10 protein-coding genes are annotated in these 10,493 nt (G+C 49.5%); 3 read left to right on the forward strand and 7 right to left on the reverse strand.

Annotation, left to right across the window (positions count from 1 at the left end; translation table 11 throughout):
* Nucleotides 1-76: 76 nt before the first annotated feature.
* Nucleotides 77-661 carry a hypothetical protein gene (locus AB3R30_RS09255; RefSeq protein ID WP_458648887.1) on the forward strand — a complete coding sequence of 195 codons (585 nt, stop codon included), beginning with the start codon at nt 77-79 and terminating at the stop codon, nt 659-661.
* A 4-nt stretch (nt 662-665) separates the two neighbouring features.
* Here the strand turns inward: AB3R30_RS09255 and AB3R30_RS09260 are convergent, their stop codons facing one another.
* A complete protein-coding gene (locus tag AB3R30_RS09260; protein ID WP_458648888.1) occupies nt 666-815 on the reverse strand; it encodes a hypothetical protein in 150 nt (49 codons plus the stop codon).
* Here AB3R30_RS09260 and trpS point away from each other — a divergent pair.
* Together trpS and AB3R30_RS09270 are read left to right on the forward strand one after the other, a co-directional pair.
* Nucleotides 814-1,821 (forward strand): tryptophan--tRNA ligase, encoded by a 1,008-nt coding sequence (gene trpS, locus AB3R30_RS09265; RefSeq protein ID WP_458648889.1) that lies wholly within the window; start codon nt 814-816, stop codon nt 1,819-1,821. The two genes, AB3R30_RS09260 and trpS, sit on opposite strands and share 2 nt — an antisense overlap.
* A 115-nt stretch (nt 1,822-1,936) precedes the next feature.
* Nucleotides 1,937-2,947, forward strand: a complete 1,011-nt coding sequence (locus AB3R30_RS09270; RefSeq protein ID WP_458648890.1) for a patatin-like phospholipase family protein — start codon at nt 1,937-1,939, stop codon at nt 2,945-2,947.
* Between the two features lie 53 nt (nt 2,948-3,000).
* Here AB3R30_RS09270 and larB read toward each other — a convergent pair whose 3' ends face one another.
* From larB to AB3R30_RS09300, 6 genes are all read right to left on the reverse strand, one after another.
* Nucleotides 3,001-3,804 carry a nickel pincer cofactor biosynthesis protein LarB gene (gene larB, locus AB3R30_RS09275; RefSeq protein ID WP_458648891.1) on the reverse strand — a complete coding sequence of 268 codons (804 nt, stop codon included), beginning with the start codon at nt 3,802-3,804 and terminating at the stop codon, nt 3,001-3,003.
* A gap of 88 nt (nt 3,805-3,892) precedes the next feature.
* The gene (locus AB3R30_RS09280) at nt 3,893-5,725 is read right to left on the reverse strand and encodes an ABC transporter substrate-binding protein (protein WP_458648892.1); all 1,833 of its coding nucleotides are present in this window, start codon (nt 5,723-5,725) and stop codon (nt 3,893-3,895) included.
* A 105-nt stretch (nt 5,726-5,830) separates the two neighbouring features.
* On the reverse strand, nt 5,831-6,496 hold the full coding sequence (locus tag AB3R30_RS09285; RefSeq protein ID WP_458648893.1) for an ExbD/TolR family protein: 666 nt from the start codon (nt 6,494-6,496) through the stop codon (nt 5,831-5,833).
* 21 nt (nt 6,497-6,517) lie between these two features.
* Entirely contained in the window at nt 6,518-7,255 is a 738-nt protein-coding gene (locus tag AB3R30_RS09290) for a MotA/TolQ/ExbB proton channel family protein (RefSeq protein WP_458648894.1), read from the reverse strand.
* A 169-nt stretch (nt 7,256-7,424) separates the two neighbouring features.
* A complete protein-coding gene (locus AB3R30_RS09295; protein WP_458648895.1) occupies nt 7,425-9,365 on the reverse strand; it encodes a mechanosensitive ion channel family protein in 1,941 nt (646 codons plus the stop codon).
* Nucleotides 9,366-9,385: 20 nt separating this feature from the next.
* Nucleotides 9,386-10,486: a glycerate kinase gene (locus AB3R30_RS09300; protein ID WP_458648896.1), complete on the reverse strand. Its 1,101-nt coding sequence runs from the start codon at nt 10,484-10,486 to the stop codon at nt 9,386-9,388.
* Nucleotides 10,487-10,493 lie beyond the last annotated feature (7 nt).

A 10,493-nucleotide genomic window follows, 5' to 3' on the forward strand; every position in this document is an offset into this window, starting at 1 on the left:
TTAGAACTGCGATCGCAATAGTTGTGAAATAAGAGCATACAATAATTGAAATTCATTTAAGACTTAAGCAGCAACAATGATAGAACCCACTGAAAAACGAACCAAGGCGGTAGCCGTTAAACAATCATCGATTGGAAGCACAAGCGCCTTTTTAGAGTCATTGCCCGAAAAACCTAAAGAAGACTTATCGTTAAGAGAAGCGATCGACCAGCTACGCGAACCGCTAAGAGCAGCGTTGTCTAGAGGATATACCTATGCGGAATTGGCAGAAATGTTAACCGAAAAAGGGATCAAGATTAGTGCCTTTACCCTCAAAAATTATGTGCCTTCAGGGAAGCGCCGCGCCAACAAAGAAAAGGAAGCGGCGGCTAAGGGTGGAACTCGCCGAGGACGGAAAACCCAAGCTGTAGAATCGGCAGTTGCAGAACTAGAAGCTCAACCCTCTAAATTAACGGAAACATCAGCTAAATCATCCACAAGTACGGCTAAAAAAACTGAGTCAGAAACCCATGAAAAAGCTCCCCAAACTCAAAAAGCATCGGCAGCAAAAACTAAATCTGATGCTGGATCAACAGTAAAACAGCCTACCGCAACGAAATCTCGGACTGCTGCAACGAAAAAGCCTGCTTCTACACAATCGCGCAAGAAAACATCCGCTTAAAAAGTTAGCGATCGCTGTGGTTATATTCGGTTGCATCGGACATCATCAGTCGTATGTTGTGATGACATGCAGCTTTTTCGCGATCGCATAGGCTTCTGCCAACGCCCATTTTCCAACGCCCATTTTCCAACGCATACTTACCAACCTGCATCATGACGAAACAGCGCGTTCTTTCTGGAGTTCAGCCAACGGGTAATCTTCACTTGGGGAATTATTTAGGAGCTATTCGCAACTGGGTTGAAGGGCAGAGCCAGTATGACAATTTTTTCTGTGTAGTCGATCTGCACGCCATTACTGTGCCGCACAACCCTAAAACCTTAGCCGCCGACACCTTGAATATTGCTGCCCTTTATCTCGCCTGTGGCATCGATTTAGAACATTCCACAATCTTTGTGCAGTCGCACGTTTCCGCTCACAGTGAACTGGCGTGGTTACTAAACTGCATTACCCCGCTCAACTGGCTGCAAGATATGATCCAGTTCAAAGAGAAAGCTGTGAAGCAGGGGCAGAATGTGGGTGTGGGTTTGTTGGATTACCCGGTGCTGATGGCAGCAGACATTTTGCTGTACAACGCCGATAAGGTGCCTGTGGGTGAAGACCAAAAGCAGCATATTGAGTTGACCCGTGATATCGTCGATCGCTTCAATCATCAGTTTGGTCAGGGTCAAGTGGTGCTTAAATCACCCGATCCGCTAATTTTGGCAGCGGGGGCGCGGGTCATGAGCTTAACCGACGGCACTAAAAAAATGTCTAAATCCGATCCATCAGATTTGAGCAGAATCAACTTGCTTGATCCGCCGGACTTGATTCAAACCAAAATCAAAAAGTGTAAAACTGATCCCGTAAAAGGGCTGATATTCGGCGATCCGGCGCGTCCAGAGTGCAACAATCTATTGACGCTGTATCAGTTGATGTCGGGTCAAACCAAGGAAGCAGTGGCGGCAGAATGCGCGGAGATGGGCTGGGGACAGTTTAAACCGCTGCTAACGGAAACCGCGATCGCTCATCTCAAACCAATTCAAGATAAGTATCACGAGATTATCAACGATCAAGGGTACTTAGAATCGGTGCTGCGGGATGGTAAAGAAAAAGCTGCCGCGATCGCCAATCAAACCTTACTTAAAACTAAACAAGCTCTAGGTTTTTCTTTATCGCTTTAATTGTGGCAAATTTAATCATGGGAAAGTATTCTGATTTCCTACAAAAAGTAGCGGTTTTCAGAAGTCTTATGCTTTACTAAAGTGCCCAACCATATTGCGTTTCAGGTGCTAAAACATGATAGACACTGCAAAAAAAATAGACGCTCCCAAAAAGATTGATGCGGTGTTTGAAGGCGGCGGAGTCAAAGGGATTGGCTTAGTCGGCGCATATTCGGTACTGGAAGCAGAAGGCTATACGCTCGAAAATTTGGCAGGCACTTCAGCCGGGGCGATCGTCACCGCGCTGATTGCCGCCGGCTACAACGCCGCAGAACTCAAACAGATTTTAGATGCTCAAGACTTTACTAAGTTTATGGACAAAGGCTGGGAAGACGAAATTCCCCTGATTGGCTCCATGCTCAGTTTAATCACCGAAAAAGGCATCTATGAAGGCAATTTTTTTGAAAACTGGCTGCGGGAATTACTCGCAAAAAAGGGAGTCCGCACTTTTGGCGATCTGGTCATACCCAAAAACAAAGACAATCCTCGCTATCGCTATAAATTGCAGGTGATTGCGAGCGATTTGACCCGTGGCAGAATGCTAGTGCTACCGAGAGACATTCAACACTATGGCGTGAATCCTGATGATTTAGAAGTAGCCGCTGCCGTGCGGATGAGTATGAGCCTGCCCTTCTTTTTTGAGCCAGTGCAGTTGAAAAATAAAGTGGGTGCTATCAACTACATCGTGGATGGCGGCGTATTGAGCAATTATCCGGTGTGGCTGTTTGATAGTGGAGATGCGAACCCAGCGTGGCCAACTTTTGGAGTACGATTGGTTGATCCCGATCAAGATAAGCCTCATGTGATTAAGGGACCCGTTTCGATGTTAAAGGCAATGTTTTCCACAATGATGGAAGCTCACGATGCTCGTTACATCAATACGGAAAGCTTTGTCCGCACGATTCCCATCCCAACCATGGGTATTCAAACCACACAGTTTCAACTCACGCCATCCGAAAAAACAGCGCTTTACGAGGCAGGTCAAGCGTCTGCACAGAAATTTTTGGAAACCTGGGATTTTGAGAAGTATAAGCAAGAGTTTCGCGCTCAGCTTCCACCCTCCAGAACAGAAGAAGTGTGGACGTAGAGGCGAATAGAGCAAGATATTTTGCCGTAGACAGTAAATTAGGGCGGGGTTGGCTAATCAGCGATCGCGTTTTTACTGAGCCGTTCAGCGGTTCGCAGAATTTTTCCGGCTAACATCGCGGCTCCAAAGCCATTGTCGATATTGACGACTCCAACTCCGGCAGCGCAGGAGTTGAGCATTGCCAGCAGAGCGGCTAAGCCGTTGAAACTGGCTCCATAGCCAATGCTGGTGGGGACGGCGATTACGGGGCAGTCGGCTAAGCCTGCGACGACGCTGGGCAAGGCTCCTTCCATGCCTGCGACGACGATTAGCACATCGGCATCCGCGATCGCGTCTCGTTGGTTGAGCAACCGATGAATTCCGGCAACACCCACATCCCACAGACGTTTTACCTGAAAGCCACAGAGTTCTGCGGTCACTGCGGCTTCTTCGGCGACGGGCAAATCAGAGGTGCCTGCCGAGAGAATGCTAATTAAACCGGGGTGCGTCGGCTGAAGATCCAACGGGTTAGCTTCGCTGTCACGCACCGTACAAATTCGTGCCATTGGATAGTAGTGCAGGTCTGGTACGTGCGATCGCAGTTCTTCATACACGTCCGGTTCAATTCGAGTTGCCATGACCACGGGCGTTTTTTGCCGCATCGCTGCCATAATTTGGGCGATTTGCTCTGGCGTTTTACCTAAGCCCCAAATTACTTCAGGAAAGCCAGTTCGTAGGGTACGGTGATGATCAATATGGGCAAAGTCACCCACAGGCTCGTAGTTGAAATACTTAAGCTTGTCGAGGGCGCTATCGGGGGAAATGTCCCCTTGGGCAACAGCATTGAGTAGATGGCGAATCGCTTCAGGTTGAGTCACAGATAATCGTATAGAAAACATCTGCTTCTAATGTATCGAAGTCGAGGTACAGCTTTCAGTGATATTTCCATTTCCCACAGCCAATCGCCTACTTTCCCTTTTCCTGCATTTTCAAATCCTGGATGTTCCATAAGCCCCAACTGGGCAAGCCGGAGTATTGCAAGCCTTTAAGGGTGTTACGAGCTGCCATCAAAGCGCGATCGTTGACCAAAAAAATCACGGGCAGATTTTCCTGTACGACCTGCTGATATTGTGCATACACCTGTTTGCGTTTTGCTTCGTCTAGTTCTCTCGCTCCAGCAATCATTAGGCGATCGATTTCCGTTTCAAATTCGTAGGGTTGCCAGCCTTGAATCGGCGGTTGACCGGGCTGCTGTTTCAGGTTGAAAGAGTGGGAAGCACCGCTGCTGAGCCAAAGGTTTGCCGCTGAGTGAGGTTCAATCCCGCCCGTAAAGCCGATCATGTGGGCATCCCATTCGCGAGAGCTAGAGGTTTTTTCCACCAGCACGTTGAAGTTCAGCGGCGTGAAATCGACCTGAATGCCAATTTTGCTGAGGTCTTCTTTCACTTGAGCGCCGATCGCCTCTCGTACCTTATTTCCAGAGTTGGTCAGCAGTGTGAAGCGCACGGGATTTCCATCTGCATCCAAAAGCTGAGTCTGCTGATATCGAAATCCGGCTCCTAGCAGCAGTTGTTTTGCTTTGTCGAGATTGTAGTCGTAGGTTTTTAAGCCTTGCTCTGGCTTGAGAAAATAGGGACTTTGTACCGAGATGGGCGAGTTCAGCACAATGCCCAAACCGCGAAAGATGTTGGTGTTGATTTTTGGGCGATCGATCGCGTGGGCGATCGCCTGCCGAAACGCCAAATTGCTAAACCAGCGCTGCTTAATCGGGTCTACAAACGGCTTACCGTCTTGATTCGTCGCTTTGTTCAAGTTAAATGTGAGATACAGCACCCCCGACCACGGACCGCCATTGTAAACCTGAAAATTCCCGCGCGCCTCTTCTCGCTTCAGTAAGGAATAATACTCTGGGCGCAACGGACGAGCATCACCCATCACATCCAGTTCGCCCGATCGAAACCGCAGCAGTTGCGTATCGGTGTTTTCAATGAACTGCCAAATGATTCGCTCCACATGGGGCAATGGATTTCCCTGAGCATCCTTGCGCCAGTAATAAGGATTGCGCCGAAACACGAGCCGCTGTCCTGCTACATAGCTCTCCATTTGGTAAGGTCCATTCACTACAACCTTTTGGGGATCGGCATTGGTGCCCCAAGTAGACAAAAACGTCAGGTTGCCATCGGCTCCTTTTGTAGTCAGAGTTTCCGCCAAAATATGTTTGGGTTGGATCGCAATCCCATCAGGTCCAGCAGTTGCTCGAAGAAAAGGTGCAAAGGGTTCTGGCAATAGGAACTCGACGGTCAGATCATCCAATTTGCGAGGTTGAGGGTAGGCTTTGGCTTCTCCAATTTGAATACTCTCTTTGGCATCCGTGGGAATGGCGGGGTTCGCAACAATATCGCGATAGGTGAAGACGATATCATCAGCGGTCAACGGCTGCCCATCCGACCATTTCAAGTTAGGACGCAACTTAAACACGACCCGTTTATTGTCTTTCGACACTTGCCAAGATTCCGCTAAGGCAGGTTCAATTTCCCCAGTCACGCCGTTTTCAGTCGTTAGGCATTCGTAGGTAAACAGGAAAATGTTTGGGAAGGTGTTTTTGTTAGCAAAGTTGAAGGTGTTGGGGTCGCTGAGGGTGCTGAGGATGAGTTGAGACTGTTGCGCTGTCTGCGTTTTATAAAGGGTGGGCTGACAACTGGTGAGCGGCAACAGCAAAATAAGCATTAGGAAAAGGAGCGATCGCTGCCTAAACCTATTTATCCACTGCACATCGATCCACCGTAACAGTTGGCTCATATCAGGATAATACCTGACCCATAGCCTGACTCTTTCTACCCAATCCCACCTTTTCAAAGATCTGCTCCCCTTAGCCAATAGTTGCTCTAACTCGTGCCCCATCTTCTAAGGCGACGGTGTGGGAGATGGGTTGTCGGTTTCACCCGGAGTCAGGGGTATAACAGTATCAGGCGTAGGAGATGAATATCCTGTACCACCAGGATTGATCGGCGTGACTAGCGCACCGGGAACTTGCCCCGGAGTCGGAGGGCTTGCCCCAGGAACAGGACTGCTGCCAAATGGCTCGAATGGATTAAATGGCGTTGTGGGTGTAGTTGCAGCAGGCGGAGTGCTGCCAGGAATAGAACCGGGCGACGGCGCAGCGATCGGAGTGGTTGCCAGGGTTGCGCGATCGCCTCCGACCGATCGCATCAAATCTAATACTTGAATCACATCATTGTAAAAAGCAGTGGGAGCCGCATTCAGCACCAACAGCCCTGATGGATTTTGTTGGACATAGAGCGCCAACACTTGACCCAGTTGAGCACGATCGACGGGTTGCTGGTCTGCATACAGTTGTCCGGTGGGCGCGATCGTCACCGTGATCATTTCCCGATTGCTAGAGAGCGGCGCGCCCGTGTTGGCTTGCGGCAAACTGGTGTTAATTCCTTGCTGCCGGGTGAACTGGAGTGCCGCCAAAATAAAAAATGTCAAAATGCAAAAAATCACATCAATCAGCGGAGTGAGTTGGATTTGCACCTCTTCAGAGGGCGTATCGGTATGAATTTTCATAGGTCAAAAGGGGGCTAAAAACTAGGATTTGAGCGGGATAGAAGGATCGGACGGCAGCAAATCGGCTGATTGAGTTGCCTCTGTTTTAACAAATTCTTCTCCATCTAGATCGGTTAGCACTTTCCCGTCGGTTTGTGCCCAACGCTGGCGATAGAGCAATTCCAACTCATTCCCCGACTTGCGAAACACCTTAGTTTGATTAAACAAAAATGCCTGAAACGTGCGATAGAACACGAGGGCACCAATGGCAACCACTAGACCCACTGCTGTACTAATTAAGGCTTCTCCAATGCCCGCAGTCACTCCAGCCGCAGATCCACCACTGATATCCCCAATCCGAATCTCTCGCAGGGAGATGATCAGACCAATCACCGTTCCGAGTAAGCCGAGCAGCGGAGATAAGGCGATTACAGCTTCCAGAATTTTGTCTCCCCGCCGCATTCCTGCCAGTTCGTCGTCTGCCGAAGCTTCTAAGGCTAAACGCACTAGTTCTGGATCGGGGTTTTTAAGTTGCAGTGGGCTGTAGAGAAAGCGCCCAATGGGTTGATCATATGCCTGTCTTGCAATTTCGGCGGCAGTCACCCAATCGTTCCGTCGAATTGGATCTAGAACGCGGTTCACGGTTTCTCGCTCTTTGGTCAATACGCCAAACCAAAACCACGATCGCTCAAAAATGGCTGTGAGCGCCAAAATGGAGAGCAACAGCAGTGGCACCATAGTGGGTCCACCTTTTTGAAATAGCTCTGCAATATTTACCACTTGTCCCCTCCTTTTACTTGCATACTGCGCTGGAATAACCAAATTCAAAGCACTCTAATTCTAGAGACTCTGTAGCGCTTTCATGACAGTTTGTTGAAATTTATCTCGGAGTGGCGAGAGGCAGGTTTCAGGGTTTAGAGGACGATGTGAATATTCTGACCCCTAACTCCTAGCCCCCGTGCCCTAGCCCATGATCCTCAACCTCTGGCACCTGCCCTCCGACCCCTGAAACCTGATCTCCGACCCCTGAAACCTGATGGGGAATACTGCCTCGAATGTTGTTTTTCGCTAGGGCGCGACGGATTCGACGGCGAAATTCTCGCCCGATGTTCCATTGCTCTGAGGGTTTGGTTTTAATCCAGGTGCGAATGGTCATCTCGGTATGGGAGAGATTTTCAACGCCAAGCACTTTGGGGGTTTCCAAAATGCGATCGCGCCATTCGGATTCAGCATAGAGGGTTTGAGCGACTTCATCCACTACCGCGATCGCCTTGTCCACATCGGTTTCGTAGGCAATCTGGAGATCAAAATTCACTCGTGACCAAGTGCGGGTTAAATTTTCGACTTTGATAATTGAACTATTGGGAATCGTGATTAGCCGCCCTTCCACATCGCGAATTTGGGTAACGCGCAGGTTCATACTTTCCACTAAACCCGTCGTGCCGCTGATGGAAACTGTATCGCCCAAACCGTATTGGTCTTCCCATAAAATCAGGCAACCGTTGATTAAATCCTTGATCAAATTTTGGAACGCCAGCGAAACCCCAAAGGCAACCAGTGCGCCCCCGGTTAGCACGGAGCTAATGGGAATGCCGAATACTTGAAGGGCAAGTGCGCCGCCCATTGTCCATACGGCGAAGGTTTTTAACCCATGCAATGCGGTGATTGCGGTTGAAATTCGCAGGGATTTGCGCTGGAGATCGTCAAACTCAAAAATCTGAAACGCTCTTAACTGATCAGTTTCCCAGGCAAGGGCAAAGCGATCGATCAAAATCTCGCCAACCCAGTTTGCCAGCACCATTAAAAACCAAATCAGCAGCAACAGTGCAGGAATGCCCAGCAAATCGGCGCTTAAGCGATTGGTTTCGGGAAATGATCTAAGAATTGCTGCCAAACCCAACAGGCAGACGACGACTTGCGCCCAGCCCAAAAGCCAGCGAAAGATATTTAATAAGTGGCGGCGGGAAAACACTAAGGGCGATCGCCCAAATTCTAATTGTTTTTGAGGCTGAACAGCGTTGTTAGAAGGCGCAGTTGCCGCTGATTGCTCCAGTTTGGCAAGAACATCTTGCTGTCCAGTCACTTGCTCAGCTTTGAGTTGTTTGTCTTGTCGTTCGAGCGATCGCTGCACTAACCACAGCAGCAAGCAAGCGCACAGGGCAAGCAATCCCGCTGATATGGCGGCTTCTATGCGTTTTCCGGATTTTTCTGGAAGGCGCTCCTGCAACTTGGCAGCGAGTTCGGTGCTTAAGGTCGTGTGCCATTGTTTGGCTAAATCATCAATAGACAGCCCATAATAGTCAGCATCTAGGTTCGTGATCGTCAGCAGCGATAGACGCTGAGTCCGGTAGTTGTCTTTCACAACAATCACTGTTTCTCCTCGCACTTTAGCCAGAAATACTTGCAGCGTTTTGGGATCAAACCGGGTGGTATATCCTCGTTTTTGCTGAATATCCTGGGGCTGATCTTGAACAATGACTCGTTTTAAGTTGGCTTCTATCTGGTTTGCCCGGACTTCAACCGGAACTTGCTGACCCGGATTTTTGCGATCGAGTACGGTAGGCGAAGCGACTTTAAACAACTCTTGCTCATCTAAAAAAACGGAGGCAACCTCAATCGCCCCGTAACGCTGCACACCTGACGGAGGTTTGTTGGTGGCATCCAATGTTGCAGGAAAAGAGGGCATTGGTAATTGTGCCACCCGGATGTTCGCTGGCGGAATTGCTGCAATCGAGCGATCGCCCAACGGGTCACTGATCAGCCAGAGTAGAACGCTACCAGCCCAGAAAGCTAGCAACAAGAGCCGCCCCATTTTTGGCAGAATTGCCTTGTTATTCATCGTTGCTTTCACCTGTACTCGCTCTATCCACTCATCCACCCATCCACTCATCCACCCATCCACTCATCCACTCATCCACCCATCCACTCATCCACCCATCCACTATCTCTCACGAGCGCCGATTCGACACCTGTAAGGCGATAAAGTCTCCCTATCGAATGATCGGGCTGGATTTCGATCACTAAATCTGCGGTTTTTAGGGCGGTTGGCATGAACAAGGCTGGATGGAGCGATCGCCAAAAATAATCTACAAATCCATCGATTTCTGCATCACTCATACCCGGTTTGCCCGTTGCTTTCATTTGCTGTTCGGCTTGTTTGCGCCATTGTTTGCTGAGGCGATAATCGGGTAAATGCAGCACCCAGAGACTATCTAGCCGCTGCCATAACGGGAGATAGTTCTGTAAGCCAGCATTCATATCACAGGCAAAGGCGCGGTCTGCTTCAGTCACAATCGGAGGTGGTGCATGGTCAAATTCGGCGGCATCAATGGGTTCCATGCCCACAAACCAGCCCTCAAATAAGATGATATCGATGTTTTGAACGGGTTCAGGCGGGGTGCGATCGCCGACTCCATTGTGCAACGACTTATCAAATCGCGGGATGGCAATCACTGAGTCAGAAGTTTGACGCAGGCGATCGAGGGTTTCAATGCCCAACGCCACATCATGGGTTCCGGGAGGTCCGCGCCAGATCAGCCGAGGATCTTGAGCTTGCAGAGCTTGGCGATCGCTAAATGTTTTGTAGAGATCATCCAGTGACCAGGTGAGCGCATTCAGTCCCAAATGCCGCAAAATCAGGATCAGTAACGTTCCCAGGGTTGTTTTTCCGGTTCCCTGCCCACCCAAAATTCCTTGCACAATCGGTCGCCCAATTTGATGATGGCGATCGGCAAGGCGTTGGGCGAGTGGGAGCCACACCTGCCACAGGGGTATGAGAAAGTCTGCCGGATTACCCAAGGTTGTCTGACAAAACTTACAAAACTCTGGATACACCCGCTGAAACAGTGCCGCCCATCGTTGAATGTCGCGTTCCACGGTCGCCGCTGACAGATCCAATGCTGCGGCTCGTCGCGGTTCTGACAGGGCATCTTTCTCTAGCGATCGCCAATCCGCATCCTCCAAAGGGTTACCAGCCACCAACTTGTTGAGAATAGTATTTTTGTACGACAAAATTATG

Source organism: Sivoneniella epilithica UHCC 1019 (assembly GCF_040830845.1).
Classification (GTDB): domain Bacteria; phylum Cyanobacteriota; class Cyanobacteriia; order Leptolyngbyales; family Leptolyngbyaceae; genus ULC077BIN1.

Bases quoted from the DNA above. Each gene is read 5' to 3' on its own strand.
- AB3R30_RS09255 (WP_458648887.1), top strand. From the start codon at position 77: ATGATAGAACCCACTGAAAAACGAACCAAGGCGGTAGCCGTTAAACAA.
- trpS (WP_458648889.1), top strand. From the start codon at position 814: ATGACGAAACAGCGCGTTCTTTCTGGAGTTCAGCCAACGGGTAATCTT.
- AB3R30_RS09260 (WP_458648888.1), bottom strand. From the start codon at position 815: ATGATGCAGGTTGGTAAGTATGCGTTGGAAAATGGGCGTTGGAAAATG.
- AB3R30_RS09270 (WP_458648890.1), top strand. From the start codon at position 1,937: ATGATAGACACTGCAAAAAAAATAGACGCTCCCAAAAAGATTGATGCG.
- AB3R30_RS09280 (WP_458648892.1), bottom strand. From the start codon at position 5,725: ATGAGCCAACTGTTACGGTGGATCGATGTGCAGTGGATAAATAGGTTT.
- AB3R30_RS09285 (WP_458648893.1), bottom strand. From the start codon at position 6,496: ATGAAAATTCATACCGATACGCCCTCTGAAGAGGTGCAAATCCAACTC.
- AB3R30_RS09295 (WP_458648895.1), bottom strand. From the start codon at position 9,365: ATGAGTGGATGGGTGGATGAGTGGATAGAGCGAGTACAGGTGAAAGCA.